Below are 25,113 nucleotides of genomic sequence, written 5' to 3'. Positions count from 1 at the left end.
ATGAGTAGGTTTTTGTCTCTCATTTTCAAATGGTTATGCGATAAACAGCTAAGCATAGTAGGGGTTCGATAGATGCCATTTTCATAGTACAAATTGCTGTCGAACCCCAGTTTTACGAATTCCTGCTTCGATACTATGTCTGCGTTCTCATAGATACCTTTAATATCAGTTGCCAATGATAGGTTGCTTTCCATTAATGAATGCAAACTACTGTCAGTTTTACTCAATCGTTGAATTTCACTTTTTAAAGTGATGATATCGCGGTTATAATTGCCCGACCATCGATCATAAGTTTCCCTGCCGATTTGATCATTTATCCATTTTTCTTCTACAGCAAGTAACTTCTCCTGTAGGTTTTCGACCTGGTTCTTTTTATTCTTTAATAATTGCTGCCTTTCTGAATGACTTGCTTCTAAACCTTTAGTAACGGCATCCTTAATATTTTTTATTTGAGTTCTATTCAAACTCATCAATTCGCAAATTTCAAGAAATTGCTTATGCGCTTTCGTTGTATAATACGGAGAAGTTGACCAGGTGATTCCGTGGCAAATTGACCACCCAAAGTGCTGGCGAACGAGCGCAGCGAACGCTGTAGAAGCGTTGTCAAAAGTAGTTATTTAAAGTGTGTTTTGCAGATAGCTTTTTTCGGGCTCTGCGGGCCTTCTTTTTCTCATCGACTCTCCCTTTAGTTCCATCCGGTGCGCATCATGCACGATGCGGTCGAGGATAGCATCAGCGATCGTCTTTTCACCAATGACCTCATACCATTTACTGACCGGCAGCTGAGAGGTGATGATCAGGGATGTCTTACCGTGCCTGTCCTCAATGATCTCCATCAGTGCGGCCCTGCTCTGCGCATCAAAAGGTTGTATACCGAAGTCATCCAGGATCAGTAGTTGCTGGCGTTCCAGTTTGGCTACATCCTTCATGTAGGAACCATCTGCCTTGGCCATCTTCAGCTTAGCAAAGAGTTTGGGTGTGCTGGCATAGAACACGCGGTAACCCAGTATGCAGGCTTGGTGTCCGATAGCAGAAGCGATATAGCTTTTGCCGATACCGGTGCTGCCTGTGATCAACAGGTTCTCATTCCGGTCAATAAAGTGGCAGTCTGCCAGGCGCATTACCTGATTGCGGTCGATACTACGGTCGGCATGGTAGTGGATGTTCTCTACCGAGGCCTTATAGCGGAACTTAGCATACATGATCGTACGCTCTATGCGCCTGTTCTGCCGGTCGTCCCATTCGGCCTCTACCAGGTGGGCCAGCAGTTCATCAGTGGTGTATTCTGCGGTCTGTCCCGTTTCCAGGCAGCTTTTAAAGGCATGGTACATGCCATAGAACTTCAGTTTGCGAAGTTTGTCTAAGGTGTTCGTGTTCATATCGATCTGTTCATTAATGGTTATTTATAGTAGTTCTCTCCCCGGATATTGTCATGGCTGGGCATAGGCAGCTCGTCAGCAAATAAGCTTTCCTCGTAGCTGTCCATCTTGTTCTCCAGTATCTGCTGTATGGTCTTGTAGTTGTACACGCCATAGCCGAGCGCACGCCTGCAAGCGCTGGCCAGCCTTTCGTTACCTGCCTTGCGCGCCAGGCTGAGGATACCGATACAGGAGCGGTAAGCTTGTTCCGGATGTTGCTTTCGGTCCAGTATCTTCAGGATGTAAAGCCTCACATCCTCGTGAATGGATGCTGCCCATTCCAGGAACTTATCGGGTGTCCATTCGGTCATAAAGCGGTGTGTCGAAGCCAGGTGATCTTTATCCGTTGTGTAGCTGTAAGGGCTTTTGATGCGCCTGTGCATGGCGATGCGTTCATAGTGGTAGTAGACTTCTACGTTGGTGCGGGAATACAGCAGTTTGACCTTCCTGCCGATAAAGCGGTACGGTACGCTGTAGTAGTGTTTGTCGATACCCAGACAAACATGTCCGTTCTTCATTACAGTGGCCTGGTGCTGCCGTTTGAACTCATAACGTAATGCCGGTAATGGCGAGAGTGCCTGGCGTTCTATCTCCTCGAACTGGAGCTTTCTGCTGTAATTGCGGCCTTTCAGCGGCTGGCTGTTATGTGCTTCTAAAGCGACCTTGATCGCGATATTCAGTTCTGCAAGGGTATGATAGGCCTCTTTGCGAACAGGTGCGTAGATACGGCTGTAAACGATCTTAACGGCTCCTTCTACCAGTGCTTTGTCACGAGGGCGGTACGCCCTCGCTGGTAAGATGGTCGTTCCGTAATGGTCGGCAAAGTCAGCAAAGGTCTCGTTCAGCGTTGGCTCATAGCGGTTACTCTTGGTAACGGCAGCCTTCAGGTTGTCGGGAACGATGGCGGCAGGTACGCCGCCATAAAAGTGCAGGGCATTCTCACAGGCTGCTATAAAGTCTTCTTTCTGCTGGCTCAGCACAGCTTCTACGTAAGTTAGTTGGCTGGCGCCAAGGATAGCAACGAACACCTCGGCCTCGATGACCTCACCGGTATCCTTGTCCGCTATGCTTAGCTTTTCACCGGCAAAGTCCACATACAGCTTATCACCGGCTTTATGATCCAGGTGCATCGTGGGGTTCACGCGGGCTTTCCACTGGTTGTAATAAAAGCAGAATTGGGTGTACTTGAACCCGTCAGGGAACTCTTTGATATAAGCTTCCCACAGGATGCGGCGGTTCATACCGACACGCTTTAACTCTTTATCTATCTGCGGGAAACAGCGTTGCAGGGCCACCATTCGCTTGTCCGGGGGACGTTCACTGCTTTTGCCAAAGAAGTCCTCCAGCTCCTTATCATTAAGGGTATTGATTTCCTCGAACGTAAAGCCGCTGGCATCGAACGCAATAAGGTACTTCTTTGCGGTATTGCGTGACACGCCGGTCTGGGCCGCTATCGATAGCTTGCTGCGGCCCTGGCTGTACATCCTGAGGATCTGTCTTATCTTACTCATGCTTATCGTAGTGTTGGCCATTAGTGAAGTTGTTAAACCTCAAAAATAGGCCTGCTTCTACAGCATATGTGGCTCGTTCGGGGTGGTCAGTTTCCTCCGAAATCAGGTGGTCACTTTCCCGCGGAATCGGTGGTCAGTTTGCGCCGAAATCAGGTGGTCAATATCAGCGAATTCTCCAGCTTACAACAAGGAAAATAACCCTGAAAAAGCATTAGCATTTTTTGAGAGAGCCTATAGCCTGAACCCTGATGATGCCCGGGTGTTGATGGAATTAGATCAACTCTATAAGAAATTAAATTACCCGGTTAAAACGCGTCTCGAGTTTTTAGCCCAAAAGCAAGATACGGTGATCATCAGGGATGATCTATACCTGGAAAATGCGGCACTTTACAACTACAGTGGCTTATATGCCGAGGCATTGCAACTAATTGATCAACGTAAGTTTCACCCATGGGAGGGAGGCGAAGGCAAGGCGTCTGGACAGTATATCTATGCATTAACAGAATTGGCTAAAGCCGATATCAGGGCCAAACGTTTTACTGAAGCTATTGACAAGCTGGAGCAGGCGCAGGTTTACCCTCATAATCTGGGCGAGGGTAAGTTACCTGGAGCGCAGGAGAATGACCTGTTCTATTGGCTGGGCTGTGCTTATAAAGGTTTGGGTGACGAGCAGCATGCGGCTGAATACTGGCATAAAGCAACCGTTGGCCTGTCTGAACCGAGCGCTGCTATCTTTTATAACGACCAGCAACCAGATAAGATCTATTATCAGGGCCTGGCCTGGCGCGAACTGGGGCAGCCCGAAACAGCTGATAAGATCTTTACTGATCTGGTGAATTATGGCAACGGCCACAAGCGTGATGAGGTTCGCATCGATTATTTTGCAGTATCTCTTCCTGACCTGTTGATCTTTGACGATGATCTTAACCTGCGCAATGCTATTCACTGCGAATTTGTGGCGGGTTTGGGTTACCTGGGGCGTAAAGCTTTTGCTGAAGCAGAAATCGCTTTTAATAGCGTATTTGAAAAAGATGCCATGCACTTTGGCGCAAGGACACACCTGAGAGATCTGCTGCTGTTAAAAGAGAAAATGAATTTGCTCAACGTTGTTAGTTAACAACGCTCTCTTCATGTCATTAATTGGCTATTAGGGCAGCAGTCTTCTCCATTCTGCTGCCCCTAATTAAACGCATTTTATGGGTTAAATAATGGGTAGTAATATCGAATGTAGTGGATTTTACGCTTATCAATCAAAGTGTACGACACCAGGTGGGCACCCGAGCAATTTAATTATGAATGCAAGTACGGGACTGCTTAAGAGTACCGCAGGAGCGACTTATCTTGATCAATACATGTTCCGTTTGGCAGAAACCTATTTGATTTGTGCTGAAGCATACATGGATCTGAATAATCTGAACAGCGTTGCAGCAGATATAAACACGGTGAGAGCTCGCTCAAATGCGTCGGCTGTTGTGGCCTCTGCAATTAATATGGATTATATTTTGGATGAGCGTATGCGTGAATTAGGAGTTGAAGAAAAGCGTGCACTAACGCTAATGCGACTCGGACTACTTTATGACCGGGTAAAGCGATTCAATACCTATTATAATGATATTAATCAGAAATTCAACTTATGGCGCATTCCTGTTTCAGAACCGGTCTTAAGCCTTCCGCTACCTACAACTGTTTGATCAAAGCTGAAACCAAAAATGGAAAACTTTCGCCCGCCAGCATTTCGACCAAATTTACGACAAATGCAAAAGGAAGGGTCTTAAATATAATCGATTTCGGAGCCAAAGGAGATGACGTAACGCTGAACACCCAAGCCATTCAAAAGGCCATCAATGAGTGCCCTAAAGGGGGGGCTGTGCTAATCCCTGCAGGGACTTTTCTTAGCGGCGCACTTTATTTGAAAGGCTTCATGACACTTAAAGTGGCTAAGGGCGGCATTTTAAAGGGGAGTATCAATGAGGCTGACTATCTGCCTATGTACAACAACAGGTTTGAAGGGTGGGAAATGAAAACTTATGCGAGTTTAATTAATGCAGGCGTGATGAACCATGATGGTGGTTTCGTTGTAGAACAGCTTTCTATCCAAGGCGAAGGAACTATTCGGGGAGGAGGTACTCCTTTAGCTAAGCAAATGATCGATAAGGCAGGACTTCGTGGAAGGGGACGTTTATTTTGCCTCATGAATTGTAAAAATGTAGAGCTGCAGGGACTAAATATTGAAAATTCTCCCTGTTGGACCATTCACTATATCTATAGTAAAGGTGTAAACTGTCATGATCTGAATATAGTAAGTACTGCGCATAACGGCGATGGGCTCGATCCTGATTCATCAGATGATAGCTTTATTTTTAATTGTACGTTTTCTACCGGAGATGATTGTATTGCCATTAAATCTGGAAAAAACCCAGAAGGTTATATTATTGGCAAACCTACTTGTAATGTACGTATTACTGATTGTGACTTTGCAAAAGGCCACGGTATTTCCATTGGTAGCGAAATGTCAGGTGGTGTAAGTGGAGTACTCGTACGTGATTGCAAGGCTGGTCCACTGCTGCATGGTATGCAGATCAAAGGGACTAAAGATCGCGGTGGCTATGTAAAGGATGTTACAGTAATGGATTGTGCATTGCAGCAAATTACCATTTTCTCTGCTGTAAATTATAACAATGATGGAGCAGCAGCGCCAGTATTGCCAACCTTTGAAAACTTCTCATTTAGCAACATTGACTTGACGGGTGCACTTATTAAGGAGCCGGTGATCGATATTAACGGTTTTAATGATCCTCAACATAAACTGAGAAATGTTGTATTCCAGAAAATAAACCTACCAGAAGATGCAGCTGTAAAAATAACCGATGCGGATAATGTTTCATTTCAAAACGTGAAGACTGTGTCTGGTAAAGCTCCAAAGTATTTGGCCGAAAATAGTGTTATTCGTCATGACTAAGGGTTTGTACTGAAGACCGTCTTACTGAGATTATTAATATGTATCCATCGCCTTCTAATGGTTTTGCATTTTGTACCGGCTCATTGGGCGTTAGAGCAGAGAATGACTTGCCTGGAACGATAGGTAGATTGGGACAGCACATACATTTTTTATACTTGCGGAATGTCCAAAGAGAAGCAGAGGAAGCTTTTTTGAAGATCAGCATCTGGAAGGAAACACTGACATGGAAAAAGTAATGAATTCTATAGTTGAAGGACAGTACAGGCGCATGTTAACTGGTCAGACGGATATTGCGATTCCAATGCGGCCGGATCATGGCGATAAGATATGGACCGATCACAACTATGATACTTACCCCGGTTATTCATTAATAGGCCGACTTAAAGGGTTATCAGAGCTGAAGGGCTTGGAGGCGGGAATCAAATTTAATCGTATAGCTAAAAATTAAACTAACAAATCAATAAACCGAATCATGAGTATGAAACGCATATTTAAACCATCATTAATAGCGCTATTCTTTTTTTCTGTATGGTGTTCCAATAGTTCTGCCCAACTTATTGTTAAACCCGGTGATCCCCATCTTAGTTATATCGGGCGTATTGCTAAAAGCCTTGATTCTGTTGCCTTTTTTTGGCCAGGTTCAACATTGAAAATGAACTTTACGGGAGATGCAGTAGATGTCACCATGAGATCAACACGAGAAGCCGGCTATTTTTATGCCATCATTGATAATGACGCAGCAAGCGCATTTAAATTTAAGGTTGATTCTAACAGAGCTGAAATTAATGTGGCACACGGTCTTGCAGCTGGATCACACAGCCTAGAGATCTACAAGTTATCTAATAATACTTCAAAGAACATATTGTATGGCCTACGGATCGGTGGCAAAGCCAAGCTACTTTCCCCAACAGCATTACCAATAAGAAAGATCGAATTTTACGGAAATTCGATCACCGCAGGCCATGGTGTAGATGTTCCTCCTGGTCAGAAAGAATCGGGTACTGCAGAGTTTTACAATAATTATTATACCTACGCTGCTCTGACGGCGCGTCATTTTGGTGCTCAATATTCATTTATAGCAAGGGGCGGAATAGGAGTGATGGTGAGTTGGTTTCCAGAGATCATGCCGGAAATTTTTGATCGCTTAGATCCCTTTGATAGTAAAAGCAAGTGGGATTTTAACAAATACACACCGGACGTGGTGGTGATCAATCTGTTTCAAAATGATTCATGGTTGGTGAAATTGCCAGAACACGAACAGTTTAAAGCAAGATTTGGTAAAAAAGCGCCTACAGATGAGTTTATTGTGGACGCATACCAGAAATTTGTTAATTCGATCCGTAACAAATACCCCAAAGCATTTATCATCTGTGCTTTAGGCAGCATGGATGCCACTGCGCCCGGATCTAAATGGCCCGGCTATATAGAGAAGGCGGTCAAGAACATAAATGACCCTAAGATCAGCAGTCTGATCTTTCCTTATAAAAATACGGGAGGACATCCAAATAAGAAAGAGCAACGGTCTATGGCAGATCAACTGATCAGCTTTATTGATCAACACGTTAAATGGTAAAGGATTGTTTGATCATCGGCATTACATCTGAACAGTGTGGCAGATATTTTGAACTCAACACACGATTTTTATACTCAGTTGGGTGTTGCTTCAGATGCTGATAAGTTTCTGGCCTTTATCCTCAATGAACGTACCCGCGAGTTGATGGGCGAGTTGATGCGTTGGGAAGACCTCTCACGTACCAAAACGTTGATCAAAAGAACTGCCTTATTTAATAACGAGGCCAAACCACAGGATAAACACTACCTGCGACCAATACCGCAGAAATTCCTGGATGGTGTACAGCAAGGGGGGCAACCGCTAACAGCTGCTCAGAAAACAGCCATGCAAAATCCGGGCTATTAATTACTGACCGTTGGAATAGTAATTAATGGTATAATTTTATGCTTTCGAAAAAATTCCGGGCTTAGATGCCTGGGACCTACGAGCCATCGAGCCTCATGTATATTGCATGGGGCTCTTTTATTTTGCGAAAAGTTTAGGATAATTATAGAATTTAAGTCTTCCGATAGGACCTAGGCATTTAAGTATTACGCGCCAAGAGGAACAACAGCTTTCAAAGAATAACTATTTCTATAAGGGTGGCTATTCTTCGCTGCTTACGATCACACTTTGTATTTATAGATGTACTTTACTCAACTTATAGGAATGTATGATATGTCGTTAAACTTAAATATCTTAATCTCCTAAGGTAAAGTTCCATGTTTTGGTAAATCATTTGAGCTAAAAGTAGGTACGATTGAAGTAAATTATATTTTTAATTACACTTTAATTTGCTCTAAACCAAACTAAATCTAAAATGATAACATCTAATTTTTCCGCCCTCAATCGGAACACATTGTTGAATGCCAAGGCATTCAGTGGTTGCCTTTTACATATTAATATGATAAACGAGTTATTATAACTTCCGTTTCATATTTAATTATTCGTAATGTTCCTTAGCTATAACTAGCAATAACTATTAGGTAATAAAAATTTTAGAAAAACTGTTTATAATTGTTGGTTTGACTCTATCGCCTAGGCCAGCGTTGTCAGCATTTCAAAAGTATTATCGCTGTGAACAAGGCGGTTTTACAGAGGTTGAAAAGAGTGTTGATATAGTTGAAATATTTAACTGTTGTTTTTCGCTGAAAAACTCAAGCAGCTGGTAAAAGGGTATGGAATAATGCTGATCTTTATTGCTGATTTAGATATTTTTTACTTGATAAATTGCCAGTAAAATCTCATGCAGGTATGTAGGTCTCGTTGAAAAATTTAATAATATCGTTGAAATTTCCATTGTGATCACATAGGTCATTGAATCGCTTATTTTTTTAACAAAAGCTCTGTTTGTTAAAAAAAATGCATGGATCAGCCTGAATCTTTGATCGGATGTAACGATTCGCAAGTTATAATTGCATTTTACCATTTGTCGCAGATGAAGATCGGCACCGTTGGATATGGGCGGCACTGCGGAGGGCTCGCAATCATCTTAGTATTATTTATTATTTTGTATTGTCTGAACACGGGTGGTTCGATGAACTCAAAAAACTAAATATGTCAACGCCTGTAGGTGATATTTATCTCATCCAATAGGATCAGTGTAGAATAACTAATAGATGCCGATATAACCCTGAATATACCATACGTGAGAAGTTTCCTGATCTATATTTTCCTCCTAACATGTTGCTTTAGCCGTGCGCAGGAATTCAATGCATTTACGCCTATTACCAGTAATGACGGCTTATCTGACAATGACGTGCGAAATATTACTCAATTGGAAGATGGCCGGATGGTGGTCATAACACAAGGGATGGTTAATATCTATAATGGTTCCACATTTGAGTATATCCATTTAAACGCAGAACGCTTTTACGCCCTTTCAGGTTACCACGGTTTTCATCGCAGCTATGTGGATGGTGAAGGCCGGCTTTGGATCAAAAATTATGGCAAGTTGATTCTGGTTGATATTCGTAAAGAGCGGTTCGAGCCCAAAGCTGACAGCATACTGGCTGCTATGGGGGCACGAGAGCCATTAGCTGATCTTTTCATGGATCAACATCAGGGTTTTTGGATGCTGACCAAAACCGGCAAGCTATTATACAAGAATTCGAACCAAAAGGTCATCAAGGTTTTTTTTAATGAGAGATCACTTGGCGATAATGCCAGCGACCCCCTGTATGATCTTGCCGTTCTCAATAAGCAATTGTTTCTTTTTTTTCGTTCTGGCTTGTTCAAATGCTATGATCTTGTGACTAGAAAATTTTTATTTAGCGGCGATCTGGAAGAGGCCTTCCCTCATTCATATAACCGCACAGCGTTTGTTGTTCCGGGTAATCATACACTTTATATCCTCCGTAACGGCGAAACCGGTATAATGCAGGTATACAATGCCAATAGCCATAAATGGAATACCGTATTGCAGCCTGAATATGGTCTAAACTGTCTGTCCGTTAATCATAAAGGCGAACTATTTTTAAGCTGCCGGTTTGGCTTATGGAGATTCTCAAGCGATCTAGCTCGCCGACAATTTATACCGACGCTGCACTTATTGGATGGCCGATCCATCGACACAGAAGTTAGTACCCTATACAATGATACCCAAGGTGGCTTTTGGGTGGGCACGCTCAATCGTGGGTTGCTTTATTATCATCCAGATCGATTCAAATTCAGTAATATCGGCAAGTCGCGTTTCCCGGTTAAAAAGCCGGGTGATCTCTCTGTCACTTGCTTTGGAAATGATGCATCTGGGCGTTTGTTAGTGGGGACAGCCGGCGGACTATTTAAATATAAACCTGCCGAAGAGCAGTTAACGCGATCGCCGGGAATGTTAGGCAATATCCGATGTAACGCCATTTATACCGATAAACAACAGAGAACCTGGATCTGTACTACCAAGGGACTATATAAAATTGAAGATGACCGTGAAAATTACTTTGACACCGGGGATATCAATTGTATTACACAAACAGGTATTGATGAATTTTATTTGGGTAGTGAAGAAGAAGGACTGCTTAAATTCCAGCCGTCATCTGGGGTAAAAGAACCGGTAAAAGCTACAGCTATTAATAACACCGCAGTTACCCGATTAAAAGAATGTATCATATGGGAAGGCCGTGTTATAGGTATCTCTAATGCCGGCCTGATGATCTATGATCCTGCCTTGAAAACATCAATTTCCGGGCAACATTTACCTGTTAAACTACGCCGACTGTTCAATACCAATAATCAGCAATATACTTGTCTGCTTGCAGATAGCCGTGGGCTATTATGGCTTGGCACTGAAGATGGTTTGAATGTGTGGGATAACAGGAACGGCACACTTTGTAGTTTACATAATGATGAGGGCTTGATCAACAACTCCGTAAAAGCGGTTGTGGAGGACAACGAACACGAGCTCTGGGTTTCTACTTCTAATGGCGTGTCCAGGGTGCGCGTAAATAAGAACCAGGGGCAGTATCAGTTTGCTTTCGATAATTTTAACAATTATGACGGAATAATCGACAACGAATTTATACCACGTTCTGCTTTTATCTCACAGCATAACAATCTTTATTTCGGTGGGATCGACGGCTTCAATGAACTTGATCTGCAGCGTAAAACCGAAAACGATAAAAAGCTAAAACCATTATTTGTTAAACTTCAGTTAGATGGCAAAGAAATTGTTCAGGGCGAGGCCTATGAAGGTAATGTTATTTTAACTCGGTCGATTGCAGCCACAGATCATCTTACACTGAATCACGATCAGAATTTTTTAACGCTTGGGTTTTCAGCGCTTAACTACGTCAACCCCTCTCAGACCTACTACCAATATTACCTGGACGGCGTGGATCAGGTTTGGCGAAGCGAAAGTGCGCCTGATGGTTTAGGATTTGCCACGTATACCAATCTTTCACCGGGTACTTATGTGTTTAACGTGCGGGCCGGTCGTAGCGCTAAGGACTTGAGCGGCCAGGTTGCCAGGATGGTGATAACGATAAAGGCACCCTGGTGGAAATCCCCCCTGGCTATTTTATGCTATATTCTGATCATCTCTGCACTTGCTTATCTGGTCATCTCGCGCAACCTCGTACGCATCAAGGCCAGACGAATCAAAAAGCAGCGCGAAGAGCTAGATGAGTTGAAGTTTCGTTTTATCACGAACATGAGCCACGAGCTTCGCACGCCGTTGACCTTGATCTTGACACCGTTGGATGTACTGTTGAAGAAATTTGAAGATGTTAAGGTAAAGACGCAATTGACCGGGATCTATAATAATGCATTGAATTTGCTGAGCCTGGTTAATCAGCTGCTTGACTTCCGGCGCTTGGAAATTTCCGGCGAATCTTTGCACCTCAGTTATTGCAATATCGAAGATTACATTAAAACCTTGAGTAATCCATTTGAAGAATTGGCGCATAGTAAAGATATTCATTTCAATTGGCAATGTGAGGTTGAGCAGGCTTGGTTGTATATCGATAGGGACAAGACCAGCATCATGATCAATAATCTACTGTCCAACGCTTTTAAGTTCACCGCTACTGGTGGCAGGGTCAACCTGAAAGTTGATTTGGAAAACTTAAATAACTTGACGGACAAAGTCTTTCGGATTGAGGTAACAGATACCGGCTGCGGAGTTGCTGAAAAATATCTACCAGTCATATTTGATCGGTTTTTTCAAGCTGACAATCAACCAGAAGGCAATAATGGGAACGGCATCGGCCTGCATTTGGTGCGTGAATATGCACGGATGCATGGCGGAGAAGTGAGTGTCGAAAGCCAAGCAGGTAAAGGCTCTAGGTTTACCATAGCTATGCCTGCCAAGTTTCGCACTGATACATCGGCTTCACAAGAAACAGGTGCTACACGCGACGACCGGTCGAATTTGAAAATATTGATCGTAGAAGACAACTGGGAGTTCAGGGAATTTCTGGCTAACAATTTAAGCGCTAGCTATACAGTAATGACAGCTGTTAATGGTAGTGAGGGCTTGGATAAAATATCTGAACAAATGCCTGATCTTGTGATCAGCGACATCATGATGCCTGAAATGGATGGTATAACGATGTGTAAAGAGCTAAAGAAAAATGTACGTATTTCACACATCCCTGTTATACTTCTAACCGCTCGTTCTACTGATGACGCCAAATTGCAAGGCTATGATGCAGGTGCCGACGCTTACATTTCCAAGCCGTTCAACATGGATATCCTAATGCTGCGTATAAGAAACCTCATTGATCAGCATGAACAGCGCAAGCAATTATTTAAAAAAGCTACAGTGATCCAGCCGGCTTCCGTTACGACGACAGACGTTGATGAACGATTGATCCAGAATGCCTTAAAATGTATCGAAAAAAATTTGGCTAATTCCGCTTATTCAGTTGAGCAGTTTAGTAGCGATATGAATATGGATCGCACTGGACTGTACCGCAAGCTGCTGGCAACAGTTGGGCAGTCCCCTTCAGACTTTATCAGGTCCGTCCGATTAAAAAATGCCGCGCAACTGATTCTTAAAAGAGCGCATTCCATTACCGAGATCTCAATAATGGTTGGGTTCAGTAATGTTGCTTATTTCAGTAAATGTTTTCATGATGAATACGGGGTTAAACCTTCGCAATATATTACTCAGGTCTCGACTGGCAAAATAGAGAGTGGTAGAAAATAATTCGCAGATAGATTAGTTCTCGATTACGTCATCTTCTGAATAGGAACCAGCAGCTAATTACTGCCAATTTTGCTTGTTTTTTCAACAATGATCAAAGTCTTTTCAACGAGCGCGTAAAAAGGATAATGACCTTGCAGCCTATATTGCCAACATTATTCTGATCTGAATTAATAATTATAAACACGTTTTAAAACGGATAGTGTATTGCGTAACAAAGTGCCGGGTATAATTATAGTCCGGTAACTTCAACGGCGATGAGATATAAATGGCCTTGGCCAGTATGATATCGTTGTACTGATGTTTTGAGGCGAATAAATTGAAATCAATTTCAAACCTTTATATTATGTTTAAAAAGTTACTGCCATTAGGTATTTTTTTAGCCAGCTGCTTTTGGGCGTCAGGCCAAACATCTGTGGGAATGCCGGGAGGTGTAAAGACAAAATTTAAAAACTACAATATCGAGATAAGGTATTACAGTGACAAAATCGTTAGGGTGATCAAATACCCGCTTGATTCAACTGTTCATAAAAAAAGTTTGTCTGTGATCATGGTGCCTGAAAAGGTTCAATTGAAGGTCACAAAAACGAGTAACGGAATCAGTTTGCAGTCTGTCAGCGTGCAAACTAAATTAGATCTTTCAAATGGCGCTATAACTTTCAGCAAACCTGACGGAACAGTGTTGCTGGCTGAAAAACCGGATGGCTTTCAGCTTAACCCAATTAAAGACGTAAACCTTAACCGATATCAGGCAGCACAATCTTTTGTGTTAGACACTACTGAGGCTATTTACGGTTTGGGACAGCAGCAAAATGGCAAAATGAATCAACGAAATACAAAGGTGCTGCTGGAAAATGCCAACACCAAAGTATGTATACCTTATTTTCAATCAATTAAAGGTTATGGCTTGTTTTGGGATAATTACTCGCCGACGGATTTTACCGATACAAAGACAGAAACTGTTTTTAATTCTCATATAGCCGACCTGGGTGATTACTATTTTATGTATGGCGGCAATGGTGATGGCGTAGTAGCACAGATGCGCACATTAACAGGTCAGGCGCCGATGATGCCGTTCTGGACGTTCGGTTTCAGCCAGTCGCGTGAGCGTTACAAAACGCAGGATGAGTTGTTGGATGTAGTGAAAAAATATCGTAGCCTGCATGTTCCTCTAGACGGCATTGTGCAAGACTGGCAGTACTGGGGTGCAGATAGTGTATGGAATGCGATGACGTTTGATCATACAACTTACCCGACGCCACAACAATGGGTAAACGAAATCCATAATCTGCATGCCAAACTTTTCATCGTGGCCTGGCCCGGTTTCGGACCAAAAACGCCGCAGTATACAGAGTTCGATAAAAACAACCAGTTGATCAATTTTCATTCCTGGCCACCCAAAGCCGGTACTAAAGTTTATGACCCTTTTAACCAGGCCGCCCGGGATATTTATTGGCGTTATCTGAATAAAGGTATTTTTTCTTTAGGAATTGATGCTTGGTGGCTGGATTCGACAGAGCCCGACCACATAGATGTTAAACCGGTTGATTTCGAACAGCCGACTGCCATGGGATCATTCCGCAGCATACAAAATGCGTTCCCATTAATGCATGTAGGTAACGTTTATGATCACCAGCGCGCGACTACCAGCGATAAGCGTGTTTCGATACTGGCCAGATCTGCTTTTGCCGGGAGCCAGCGTTACGGTGCTAATACTTGGAGCGGCGACATATCTTCGCGCTGGGATGTGTTTACCCGGCAGGTACCGGCCGCATTAAACTTTACGCTAACTGGTATTCCTTACTGGAACGCCGATATTGGTGGCTTCTTTGCCCGTGACTATGAGAAAACCGGGGGTGCCAAAAATCCTAAATTCCAGGAACTATACACTCGCTGGTTGGAATTTGCTGCCTTTACACCATTAATGCGCTCACACGGAACAATGGTACCCCGGGAGATCTATCAATTTGGTGAGCGCGGGGAATGGCCGTTTGATGCACAGGAGCGATTTATTAACATTCGCTATCACTTATTGCCTTATCTGTATAGCACCGCCTGGGATGTAACCCGCCATTCGGGTTCCATTATGCGCGCGTTGTATTTAGACTATCCAAATGATCCTCAGGTATATGATTTAGGTTCTCAGTTCCTTCTCGGCAGATCCCTGTTAGTTGCACCGGTTACTGCTGCCGATAACAAAACGACCTCTGTCTATCTGCCGGCAGGCAAATGGTTCGACTTTTGGACAGGCCAATCTGTAGTTGGAGGTAGCAAAGTGGAGAAAGCTACACCAATGGATATCATTCCGTTATATCTGAAGGCCGGTACTGTCATGCCATGGGGGCCAAAAGTAGAGTACTCTACAGAAAAGAAATGGGATCAGTTGGAATTGCGTATCTACCCGGGAGCAGACGGCAACTTTACGCTTTATGAAGACGAGGGTGATAACTATAATTACGAAAAAGGTAAATACACCGAAATTGGTTTTCATTGGAATGATAAAGCCAGAACTCTGACTATTGACCAGCGCAAGGGTGCTTTTACAGGGATGTTATCTTCCCGGAAATTCAATGTGGTTATTGTTGACGCTAACCATGGGGCTGGCTATGAAAATGCCAGCAGGTTTGATCAAACTGTTGGTTATGACGGCAAACAGGCGGTGGTCAGTTTCAAAAAATAATACCTAGCATTGGATTAGCCAGCTGAATGAGAATATGAGAAAATTAAGCCAATTAAGTTTACTGATAGTTTTATGTTTCATCACTTCAAAGGCTGTCGCCCAGCGGGGTGCTGCCGGTGGTAGCAAGCAGATAAGCCCTGATTTGTTTGGAATCTTTTTTGAAGACCTTAGTTATGCTGCCGACGGCGGCCTATATGCTGAACTGGTGCAGAACAGGTCTTTCGAATATACACCTGCCGATAAGAAGGGCTGGAATCCACTGACCGCTTGGGATTATACAACTGAGGGTTTCGGTTATGGCGAGCTCTCTGTTGAAAGCAGTAGTCCCATAAACGTCAATAATCCTCATTATATCAAATTGACCATCAGCGATCCTGGGCAGAAAGGTATAGGGGTCACTAACGAGGGTTATGACGGTATACCTGTCAAAGCAGGCGAGCAATACAATTTCAGCCTTTACGCCCGGTTAATGTCAGCTGATCAAATCCCCTTAACGGTGTCTTTACGTGGGAAAAAAGGGGAGGTCTATGGCGAAGCCAGTATTGTGGCAGGCGCTAAGGACTGGAAAAAGTATTCCGCCGTTATTACTGCGAATACAACAGATGCCGATGCACGGTTAGTCGTTTTGGCAAAAAGGTATCCTGGCATTGGACATGATATCGCTGTTTCCACAAAAAACTTTTAAAAACAGGGCTAACGGTTTACGCGCCGATCTAGCGCAGGTCATTGCTGGTCTTAAACCGCATTTCATGCGCTTTCCGGGCGGGTGTCTAACCCACGGTGATGGTTTGCAGAATATCTACCGCTGGAAGAATACGATCGGCCCCGTTGAGCAACGGGGGGAGCAACGTAATATTTGGAATTATCACCAATCGGTAGGGTTAGGCTACTTCGAATATTTTCAGTTTTGTGAAGATATTGGCGCCAAGCCGCTGCCGGTGCTGGCTGCCGGTGTGAGTTGTCAAAATTCAAGTGGCACCTGGCGTATAGGTAGTATTGGTCAGCAGGGTATCCCAATAGACGAAATGCAAGCTTATGTTCAGGATGTACTGGACCTGATCGAATATGCCAACGGGCTAGTCACTTCTATATGGGGTGCCAAAAGGGCTGCAGCTGGCCACCCTGCGCCATTTCATTTGGAATATATAGGTATTGGCAATGAGGACAAACAAACGGATGCTTTTCGCACGAGATTTAAAATGATTTACGACGCCGTAAAAGCGAAGCACCCAGAGATCACGGTAGTAGGCACGTTGGTCCATCTCCGGCAGGTGCCGACTATGATGCAGGTTGGCATTATGCGAATCAGTTGCAGGTGCCCGTTGTCGATGAACACTATTATGAAAAACCATCATGGTTTTTGAACAACGGTCATCGTTATGATGCTTACGATCGTTCCAAGTCTAAAGTTTATGTCGGCGAATACGCTTCAAAAGGTAACGCGTTGGCGAACGCACTGGCTGAAGCTGTTTATATGACCTCCTTAGAGCGGAATGGGGATGTGGTAAAAATGAGCTCATATGCACCACTATTGGCTAACCAGAATCATACCTCCTGGAATCCTAATCTTATCTATTTCACCAATACCGAAATCACACCGACTGTGAACTATTATGTGCAACAGCTCTTCTCTGCAAATGCCGGCGATACCTATTACGCCGACGCTGTTAGATTTCAAAAGGGAAGTACCCCTGATAGCTTATTAGCGGCATCATGTGTGAAAGATAGTAAGACCAAAACCGTAATTCTGAAAGTGGTTAATGCCGGATCAGCATCCGTAGCCGCCGGGATCGACCTTTCAAGATTCGGAAAACTTTCGTCAAAAGCTACCGTGGCCGTTTTATCCGGTAAGCCACAGGATAAAAATACAGCACAAAACCCGTCAACTGTCTCGCCGGTGAATAATGAGTTGAGCGTGCGAAAGACGTTTACGTATAAAGCTCCGGCCTATTTCGTGAGTGTTATACGGATCACATACGGTAAAAGTGATTGATTCGGCAACAGCTTTTTGGTATTAGCTACAGAGCGTTATTCTACCCCGACAAAAAATATAATTTCTCTCATCATAATTGGATATGAGCACCTCCAAGCTCAGAAGGCGTTTGCTGGTGGTTACAGCAGCGCCTTTATTGTTAGTTGTAAATGCTTACTGCTAAAATTTTCTGTGACAAGTAATTTCTTTGATCATAAAAATTCTGTTACCTTGTCACAATAATATTATAAATCACACGTGTCGCCTTCTTGCTTTCAGAAGATACCCGGTTATTCGAGGTAATAGACTGTCATAGTATTTAACGTTGGGCAATGAATCATACAGTTACTGAAATTCGTGAGTACTGGAATAAGATGACGTTGGAGAGCGACTCCAAGGCCTTTGAGGATCTGTTTCGATTAATGCAAGCAAAAGCAATGCGATTTTGTACGCGCTTCGTCGATGACCGGATAGCAGCAGAAGATATCGTTTCTGAGGTGTTTGCTGATATCTGGTGCAACAGAATTAGTCTTACAAATGTAACTAACCCTGAAGTTTACCTGTTAAGAGCCATCCGTAATAAATCAACGAAGGTTTGGAAAAGGAAGGCTCGTATGCATGTGGTTCCGCTTGATGAAAATCATGATAACATCCCTGATCAATACAGGCCGGATCATGACCTGGAAAATAAAGAGTTGATACTTCAATTAGATAAGGCAATAAGTCAACTGCCCGCACAGTGCAAGATCGTTTTTAAAATGGTGAAGGAAGACGGATTGAAATGTGCTGAAGTTGCAGATCTGCTGGACATTTCAGTAAGAACCGTCCATACGCAGATCTACCGGGCCATGAATAAAATTAACCAAGCAGTTTCAATGAATAAGAAAGATGCAAAGGTAGTTGCCATCAACATAACTGTTATTCTCGCTTTTTTTTACTTTTTTTTCAACTCCTTGTAAGTAATTCTGCCAAAACTGGACTCTTGTTAATATAGGCAATTGCCAACCAAACATGAACCAGGAGAAATTCGTCAGACTAATCACCAAAGAATTAGTAGGTGAACTTACATTTCAGGAAGCTAAGGAGCTAGAAGACCTTCTCAAAGAGGATTCGATCAATCAAGCCCGCTATAATATTATTCGGGAATATGTTGCCGGAGAGCAAGTTGCAGAAAAGTCCAATATGCAACTTTTGGAAAAGGTACGGCAGAAGATCGCTGCTAAAGAATCTCAAATCGATATTGCTCAGCCCAAAAGGAAAAGTGGCGCTTGGTTGGCGAAGGTAGCAGCGATGCTGCTGGTCGCAATTGCAACTGCGATTTTATTTTATACTTATCCAACCGGAAAAAAGCCCGAGTTGACACATTTGGTCAACACCCCGAATGCAACTCGCAAAAAACTTATTCTAAGTGACGGTACTCAAATTGTACTAAACGCAGATAGTAAAATTCAGTTCCCGGATAAATTTGAAGGAGATACTAGAGAAGTACGATTGACGGGTGAAGCTTATTTTGACGTTCATCACGATCCGGCTCACCCATTTATCATACACACAGGGAAGATGGATGTTAAAGTTTTAGGGACTGCATTCAACATTAAAGCCTATGCTGACGATAATTTTAGTGAAACGACACTTTTAAGGGGGAAAATTCAAGTTACACTTCGGGATAGGCCGTCAGACATCATCACCTTAAAGCCGACGGAAAAGTTAGTGGTAAATTATAGTTCTCCTGCGGATAGGGGAGATCGCAATGGTTCTACGAATGTCGCCTTACCCAAAATTACATATCTACAGAAGAAAGATTCTATGGTCGTAGAAACATCCTGGTTGAGTAATAAGATAGTTTTCCAAGATGAAGAGTTTGCAGAATTGGCTAAAAAGCTAGAACGAACCTATAACGTTCATATCGAATTTGAAAACGAGCGGGTAAAGCAGTTGGTGTTTACAGGGATATTCGAGCAGGAGAATATTGAGCAGGCTTTGCATGCGATGAGCCTGATCTCGCCTTTTACTTATAAGATTAACCAAAACCAGATTATAGTTAAATAACCCAATTATTTATTAAACCTTTTTTATGATGAAAGAAATACTTAGAAATTAAAAAAACGGGGAATACTCCCCGTTAAGAAAAGAGATACCATTTATTGTTGCAGACAGCTTTTGACGGAGACGTCTGCTATTGATCACCTTTCAATTAGTAAAGTTATGAGTTTTTATACGCACAGCAAGTGTGCCAGGCATTCTTTTTGCCTAAAAAAGCCCCTTTTAATTATGAAATTAACGATCGCATTGATTGTCCTGTTCAACTTTCAGATGTTCGCGAAGGGGTATTCGCAATCTAAAGTAACATTAAATCTTACTGCTGTAGATTTTAAAAAAGTGGTCGGTGAAATCGAAAAGAGAACCGTATATCGATTTTTATATAGTAAAAACAAGATCCCTACTAACAAATTTGCCAATGTAAACGCAAATAATCTCGAAGCTCTTTCACTGGTAGACGAATTGTTAGTTAATACCCCTTACACCTATCAAAAACTGGAAAACAATCTGATCGTCATTATACCGAAAGGTGAAACCGTTGCGGATACGAAAGTCACGGGAACTGTTTTGGACGAAAATGATCAGCCGTTGATCGGCGTTACCGTTACGATAAAAGGGACGACGGCTGGAGCTGTGTCGACCGATCTAAATGGTGTCTTTCATATCAATGTCCCGGGCAATGCCGTGCTGACGGTTTCATTTGTCGGTTATGATACGCAAGATGTACCTGTAGACGGGAAGAACATATTTACAGTCAAAATGAAACCTACCGCAAAAAATCTGAACGAGGTAGTTGTAGTTGGTTATGGTACCCAGAAGAAAGCGGACGTTACAACGGCAATAGCCTCGGTTAATTCAAATCAGATCACACGCCTTGCGGTTACCGATCCGACAGCCGCTTTACAGGGGCAAGTTCCCGGAGCAACAGTGATCAAAAACGTGGGTAAACCGGGAGCCGGCTACAGCGTTACGGTGCGTGGTGTACACTCCATCGGAAATGTATCCAATGAGCCACTTTATGTCATCGACGGAATCCCTACCACCAGCGGTTTAAACGATCTAAATCCTGCCGATATTGAAAAAATAGATGTACTGAAAGACGCATCTGCGGCTTCGATCTATGGCTCACGTGGTGCAAAAGGCGTAGTGATCGTAACCACTAAACGTGGCAAGGCGGGAAAGACCCAACTCACTTTTGATTCTTATGTAGGTACCAAAGTACCTATACATTTACCCCAGATGATGAATAGTCAGCAATATGTGGATTTCCGGACCGAGCAAAATCGTGCTAACGGAAGGAGTATCGTGCTGTCCGATATCTTATCTTCTGACCTGATCGCTAACTACAACAACGGTGTTAATACCAACTGGCCGGATCTAGTGCTCAAAAATGCTGTTCAGATGAACCATAATGTGACCGCTGCCGGCGGCGACGAAAAAACACGTTTTTCGGTCAGTGCAGGGTTAAATCAGGAAGATGGGAACGTTGCCCCAGAGAACTATAAAAAATATAGCCTTAGAGGCAACGTGGACCGGCAGATCACCGATCAATGGAAAGCAGGTTTAAATCTTTACCTGGTGCAGGCGTTGACAGATCAGGGAAGCTCCGAAGCACTGCGTTCCAGCTATCGCTTGCCGTCGATCACCTACCCTTATGATGCCAGTGGCAATCCGGTATTTAGGGTGTTTAATAACGATGCAGTTACAAACCCCTTTTTCGATCAGCAAAACGAATTACGGCAGCAACGCGTAATGCATACTTTTGGAAATTTGTATGTACAGTTTCAGCCCATTACGGAGCTGACTGTAAAATCTACGATCTCTCCAAATTACGTGGCCACCAGAAACGGTATCTATTATGGCCCGCTAAGTAAGCAAAGTGTTGGTGGTAGCGTTCCCACGCAGGCACAAAATAACACGAACGACTTTTTCTCCTGGGTGTGGGACAACCAGGCTACTTATGATAAACAGTTCGGAGACCATCATATCACCGGTACCGTTATCCAGAGTATGCAGTCGGAACGCACGGAGACAAGCAATATCACAGCATCGGGACTGCCTTATAAATCTTTGTGGTACAACTTGGGATCGGGGGGCAGCGTGCTTGCATATGGCTCCAGTTATACCAAATATACTCTGGCATCATTTACCGGCCGTGTAAATTATAATTACAAAGACAAATACCTGTTTACTGCCACCGGTCGTTATGACGGTTCTTCGCACTTCGCAGTTGGTCACCAGTGGGGCTTTTTCCCATCGGCTTCAGCCGCCTGGCGCATATCCCAGGAAGATTTCATGAAGAAAATGCCGACGGTTAACGACCTGAAGTTAAGATTGAGTTACGGCTCTACCGGTAATGACCGTATTGCCGCTTATTCAACTCAGGCGAACCTAGGACAGACTTACTACGATTTTGGCGGCGTGCTGGCCAATGGTTATGCTCCGGGACAGTTGGCTAATCAAGACCTAACTTGGGAAACAACTCGTGAATGGAACCTCGGTGTAGACTTCAGCTTGTTTAACAGCCGTATTTCAGGATCGGTCGATGCTTATTCGCGCACCATACAAAATATCCTGTTCAGCCGTCAATTGCCGCCGGAAACGGGCTTTACCTCTGTTTCGGCCAACGTGGGCCAGATGCGTAACCAGGGTATTGAGGTCGGTTTGAATACGATAAACATTCAGACCAAGAAATTCCAGTGGCGGACAGATTTTGCATTGCAGGTTAGTAACAACAAGTTGTTATCAATTTATGGCGGTACCAAGAACGATGTAGGCAGCCTATTGTTTATCGGACAGCCAGTACAGGTTAATTACGATTATGTTTTCGACGGGATCTGGCAGACCAGCGACGCCGCTTTGGCCGCAAAATACAACCAGAAACCAGGACAGATCCGGGTTAAAGATCTGGACGGTAATGGGGTAATTAACGCCAATGATAAGGCTATACTGGGGCAAAAAACACCAAAATGGGATGGTTCAATAGGGAATACCTTCAAATATGGAAACCTAGACCTTTATGTTTTAGTTTATACCCGCCGCGGCGAGATGGTTACAAGCAGTTATGATGCAACCTTCCTGAATTTTAATCAGAATTATAATCAAATGTACAAGCCTTACTGGACCGCAACCAACCCATCAAACACTTGGTGGCAGCCCGGAAATCCAGGCCCGTACTCAACCATCCCGCAATATCGTAAGCTCGACTTTACGCGCATTAATAATATCACTTTGGGCTACACATTTCCAGCTAAGCTGCTGAAACGTGCCAAAATTAGCAGTTTGAGGGTTTATGCCACCGCAAGTAATCCGTTCCTGTTTACAAAGTATGACGGATTTGACCCTGAATGGGCGTCACAAAACACTTATGGTATAGGCGTTAGTACCGCAGCATACCTTATAGGCATAAATCTTGGATTTTAATTAGGAGGGCACAAACAATGAAAAAATTTATTACCATAATCTCATTATTCCTAATTGTAGCTAACTTTTCATGTAAAAAGTTCCTGCAGGAGGAGAATCTCGGCGGTATCACGAGTACCAATTATTATACAGATACCAAGGGTTATGAATCCTTGATCAATTCATGCTACGGTTCGCTGCGCGGAATCTATGACAACGATCCTTATCTTTTTGAATATGGTACGGATCTAACTACCCGTGGCGATCAGGAAGCCATCAGCGGAACTTTGGGGGATCGCCAGACCCGAGCTATTGGCTTGAATGAATATACAACATTGGCAGCTGACAATTCAGGGGTAAGTTCGGTGTTTTCGGCTTGTTATAGTGGAATTCAGCGTTGTAATACCGCCATCAACCGTGGTGCGTCAATTCCCGGCATAGATCCTGCTTTGGCAAAAAAACGCATTGGTGAGGCTAGCTTTATCAGGGCTTATTATTATTACATATTGGCAGAAAACTTTGGCGGAGTGCCAATAGTGAAGGATGAGATCAATACTGTAATTACGCACTTCTCGCCAGGAAAAGAACAGTATGTTTACGATTTTATCATCTCGGATTTGACGACCGCGCTGAATAGCGTTGATGTTACCACGGCTGATTTTGGCCGGGTTACGCAGGGGGCAGTTAAGCAATTACTTGCGTTGATCTATTTAACGAGAGGCTATAAGTCATACGGTAATGCCGATGACTTTACTAAAGCTGCGCAATATGCAGATCAGGTTATTAATAGTGGTACTTACAGTCTGCTACCTAATTATACGGATGTATTCAATCCATCGAACCAAAAAAGTAAAGAGATCATCTGGTCAATTCAATATGATCCAACTAGCCTGCAAAAAAATACAGTTACCACTAACAGCGTAGGCAACGACCAGAATATTCTGTTTGGCTGGAGATTGTATAAAGAACCGGGATTTACAGAGGGTGATCAGACCTATGGTCGCCGTATTGCAGATTATATGCCTACGCAATATCTGTATACTCTTTTTAACACTACCAAGGACGCACGTTACGACGGCACATTTATCAGTCAGTTTTACGCAGTTACCGATGCTACATTGAACGGTAAGCCTGTTAAAAAAGGAGATCTACGTTTTTACTTTCCAAAATGGGATCGACCGTTTACTGCCGCTGATTCGATTGCACTCAAAACGGCCAACCCCAATGTCGAAATTATCACATTCCCACGATGGAAACAGGATTTCAATAATATCGGCGGAGCCGAAAAATGGCCTATGGTCGGTAAATTCTACGATCCCAACGCCTTACTGCCAGGTGCACAGTCGGGGCAGTATACCAGCAGCCGGGATATATTTATTTTCAGACTTGCCGAAACTTATTTGATCGCTGCTGAAGCTTACTTTAAGTTGGGTCAAACAGCTACTGCTGCAGATAGGATTAATGTGGTTCGTGCTCGTGCTACTATCGCAGGGCAGAATATGCAGATCACCGCTGCTGACGTTAATATTGATTTCATTCTGGATGAAAGAGCCCGCGAATTGGAGGGTGAGTATAAAAGGTGGTTCGATTTGAAGCGTACCCATAAACTTGACCGCGCGTTTCAAAATAATATCCTTACAAAACAGGCCAATCCTGGTGGGATATTAGATAAATACTATTTGCGACCTATTCCACAAATTGTAATTGATCGCGATTCGGAAGGCTATCCGCAGAATACAGGTTATTAGTTAAAAAATAACTAAATATAGCAAAATGGGGAATGCGACGGTATTTCCCATTTTGCTTTTAAGTTAACCAAATATAAGCTCTATAAGGTTAAATGTTCCTACATGATTAATCATTCCCACATTGCATGAACTTGTTAAAGTTCATGTTTATAATGGATTGTAAAAGGATTGATTATGATGCAATGCTGAT

At 43.3% G+C, this 25,113-nt stretch carries 16 protein-coding genes and 1 pseudogene; 15 read left to right on the top strand and 2 right to left on the bottom strand.

Translation table 11 applies throughout. The features are described from left to right. Window positions 1–617: 617 nt before the first annotated feature. Window positions 618–1,379 (bottom strand): IS21-like element helper ATPase IstB, encoded by a 762-nt coding sequence (gene istB / locus ABZR88_RS12210; protein ID WP_107831783.1) that lies wholly within the window; start codon window positions 1,377–1,379, stop codon window positions 618–620. A gap of 20 nt (window positions 1,380–1,399) precedes the next feature. Then, on the bottom strand, window positions 1,400–2,929 hold the full coding sequence (istA, locus tag ABZR88_RS12205; protein WP_369434689.1) for an IS21 family transposase: 1,530 nt from the start codon (window positions 2,927–2,929) through the stop codon (window positions 1,400–1,402). Window positions 2,930–3,194: 265 nt separating this feature from the next. On the opposite strand from istA, the gene ABZR88_RS12200 reads away from it, so the two are divergent. The 15 genes and pseudogenes from ABZR88_RS12200 to ABZR88_RS12130 all read left to right on the top strand — a co-directional run bounded on the left by ABZR88_RS12200 (window position 3,195) and on the right by ABZR88_RS12130 (window position 24,923). Continuing rightward, window positions 3,195–4,046, top strand: coding sequence for a hypothetical protein (locus ABZR88_RS12200; RefSeq protein WP_146166596.1), 852 nt, complete (start codon window positions 3,195–3,197; stop codon window positions 4,044–4,046). Between the two features lie 91 nt (window positions 4,047–4,137). Further along, window positions 4,138–4,620 (top strand): RagB/SusD family nutrient uptake outer membrane protein, encoded by a 483-nt coding sequence (locus ABZR88_RS12195; RefSeq protein ID WP_107830623.1) that lies wholly within the window; start codon window positions 4,138–4,140, stop codon window positions 4,618–4,620. Further along, window positions 4,617–5,888 carry a glycoside hydrolase family 28 protein gene (locus ABZR88_RS12190; RefSeq protein WP_170113669.1) on the top strand — a complete coding sequence of 424 codons (1,272 nt, stop codon included), beginning with the start codon at window positions 4,617–4,619 and terminating at the stop codon, window positions 5,886–5,888. Before ABZR88_RS12195 ends, ABZR88_RS12190 begins: the two co-directional genes overlap by 4 nt. 38 nt (window positions 5,889–5,926) lie before the next feature. After that, a pseudogene (locus tag ABZR88_RS12185) lies at window positions 5,927–6,336 on the top strand (mannonate dehydratase). Window positions 6,337–6,366: 30 nt separating this feature from the next. Further along, on the top strand, window positions 6,367–7,461 hold the full coding sequence (locus ABZR88_RS12180) for an SGNH/GDSL hydrolase family protein (RefSeq protein ID WP_211309862.1): 1,095 nt from the start codon (window positions 6,367–6,369) through the stop codon (window positions 7,459–7,461). A 36-nt stretch (window positions 7,462–7,497) separates the two neighbouring features. Next, on the top strand, window positions 7,498–7,806 hold the full coding sequence (locus ABZR88_RS12175) for a RagB/SusD family nutrient uptake outer membrane protein (RefSeq protein WP_245917097.1): 309 nt from the start codon (window positions 7,498–7,500) through the stop codon (window positions 7,804–7,806). Between the two features lie 1,282 nt (window positions 7,807–9,088). Next, a complete protein-coding gene (locus tag ABZR88_RS12170) occupies window positions 9,089–13,084 on the top strand; it encodes a response regulator (protein WP_146166595.1) in 3,996 nt (1,331 codons plus the stop codon). Between the two features lie 343 nt (window positions 13,085–13,427). Beyond that, window positions 13,428–15,761 carry a TIM-barrel domain-containing protein gene (locus tag ABZR88_RS12165; protein WP_107830613.1) on the top strand — a complete coding sequence of 778 codons (2,334 nt, stop codon included), beginning with the start codon at window positions 13,428–13,430 and terminating at the stop codon, window positions 15,759–15,761. A 34-nt stretch (window positions 15,762–15,795) separates the two neighbouring features. Further along, on the top strand, window positions 15,796–16,446 hold the full coding sequence (locus ABZR88_RS12160; protein WP_211309861.1) for a carbohydrate binding domain-containing protein: 651 nt from the start codon (window positions 15,796–15,798) through the stop codon (window positions 16,444–16,446). Beyond that, the gene (locus ABZR88_RS12155; protein WP_211309860.1) at window positions 16,415–17,125 is read left to right on the top strand and encodes a hypothetical protein; all 711 of its coding nucleotides are present in this window, start codon (window positions 16,415–16,417) and stop codon (window positions 17,123–17,125) included. The genes ABZR88_RS12160 and ABZR88_RS12155 overlap by 32 nt, the downstream gene beginning before the upstream one ends. After that, window positions 17,122–17,754 carry an alpha-L-arabinofuranosidase C-terminal domain-containing protein gene (locus ABZR88_RS12150; protein ID WP_211309859.1) on the top strand — a complete coding sequence of 211 codons (633 nt, stop codon included), beginning with the start codon at window positions 17,122–17,124 and terminating at the stop codon, window positions 17,752–17,754. The genes ABZR88_RS12155 and ABZR88_RS12150 overlap by 4 nt, the downstream gene beginning before the upstream one ends. Window positions 17,755–18,065: 311 nt before the next feature. Beyond that, on the top strand, window positions 18,066–18,692 hold the full coding sequence (locus ABZR88_RS12145; RefSeq protein WP_107830611.1) for an RNA polymerase sigma-70 factor: 627 nt from the start codon (window positions 18,066–18,068) through the stop codon (window positions 18,690–18,692). A gap of 52 nt (window positions 18,693–18,744) precedes the next feature. Continuing rightward, window positions 18,745–19,782 carry a FecR domain-containing protein gene (locus ABZR88_RS12140; RefSeq protein ID WP_107830609.1) on the top strand — a complete coding sequence of 346 codons (1,038 nt, stop codon included), beginning with the start codon at window positions 18,745–18,747 and terminating at the stop codon, window positions 19,780–19,782. Between the two features lie 222 nt (window positions 19,783–20,004). After that, window positions 20,005–23,196 (top strand): TonB-dependent receptor, encoded by a 3,192-nt coding sequence (locus ABZR88_RS12135; RefSeq protein ID WP_245917096.1) that lies wholly within the window; start codon window positions 20,005–20,007, stop codon window positions 23,194–23,196. Window positions 23,197–23,213: 17 nt separating this feature from the next. Beyond that, a complete protein-coding gene (locus ABZR88_RS12130) occupies window positions 23,214–24,923 on the top strand; it encodes a RagB/SusD family nutrient uptake outer membrane protein (protein WP_107830605.1) in 1,710 nt (569 codons plus the stop codon). Window positions 24,924–25,113: the final 190 nt, after the last annotated feature.

This window comes from Mucilaginibacter yixingensis (assembly GCF_041080815.1).
GTDB lineage: Bacteria > Bacteroidota > Bacteroidia > Sphingobacteriales > Sphingobacteriaceae > Mucilaginibacter > Mucilaginibacter yixingensis.
This window is presented reverse-complemented; position numbering and strand designations above follow the sequence as displayed.

What these genes read in the sequence shown, in the direction of transcription:
- istB (WP_107831783.1), bottom strand. Translation starts at nt 1,379, where the DNA reads ATGAACACGAACACCTTAGACAAACTTCGCAAACTGAAGTTCTATGGC.
- istA (WP_369434689.1), bottom strand. Translation starts at nt 2,929, where the DNA reads ATGAGTAAGATAAGACAGATCCTCAGGATGTACAGCCAGGGCCGCAGC.
- ABZR88_RS12155 (WP_211309860.1), top strand. Translation starts at nt 16,415, where the DNA reads ATGATATCGCTGTTTCCACAAAAAACTTTTAAAAACAGGGCTAACGGT.
- ABZR88_RS12145 (WP_107830611.1), top strand. Translation starts at nt 18,066, where the DNA reads ATGAATCATACAGTTACTGAAATTCGTGAGTACTGGAATAAGATGACG.
- ABZR88_RS12160 (WP_211309861.1), top strand. Translation starts at nt 15,796, where the DNA reads ATGAGAAAATTAAGCCAATTAAGTTTACTGATAGTTTTATGTTTCATC.
- ABZR88_RS12180 (WP_211309862.1), top strand. Translation starts at nt 6,367, where the DNA reads ATGAAACGCATATTTAAACCATCATTAATAGCGCTATTCTTTTTTTCT.
- ABZR88_RS12200 (WP_146166596.1), top strand. Translation starts at nt 3,195, where the DNA reads ATGGAATTAGATCAACTCTATAAGAAATTAAATTACCCGGTTAAAACG.
- ABZR88_RS12140 (WP_107830609.1), top strand. Translation starts at nt 18,745, where the DNA reads ATGAACCAGGAGAAATTCGTCAGACTAATCACCAAAGAATTAGTAGGT.
- ABZR88_RS12135 (WP_245917096.1), top strand. Translation starts at nt 20,005, where the DNA reads ATGAAATTAACGATCGCATTGATTGTCCTGTTCAACTTTCAGATGTTC.
- ABZR88_RS12130 (WP_107830605.1), top strand. Translation starts at nt 23,214, where the DNA reads ATGAAAAAATTTATTACCATAATCTCATTATTCCTAATTGTAGCTAAC.
- ABZR88_RS12195 (WP_107830623.1), top strand. Translation starts at nt 4,138, where the DNA reads ATGGGTAGTAATATCGAATGTAGTGGATTTTACGCTTATCAATCAAAG.
- ABZR88_RS12165 (WP_107830613.1), top strand. Translation starts at nt 13,428, where the DNA reads ATGTTTAAAAAGTTACTGCCATTAGGTATTTTTTTAGCCAGCTGCTTT.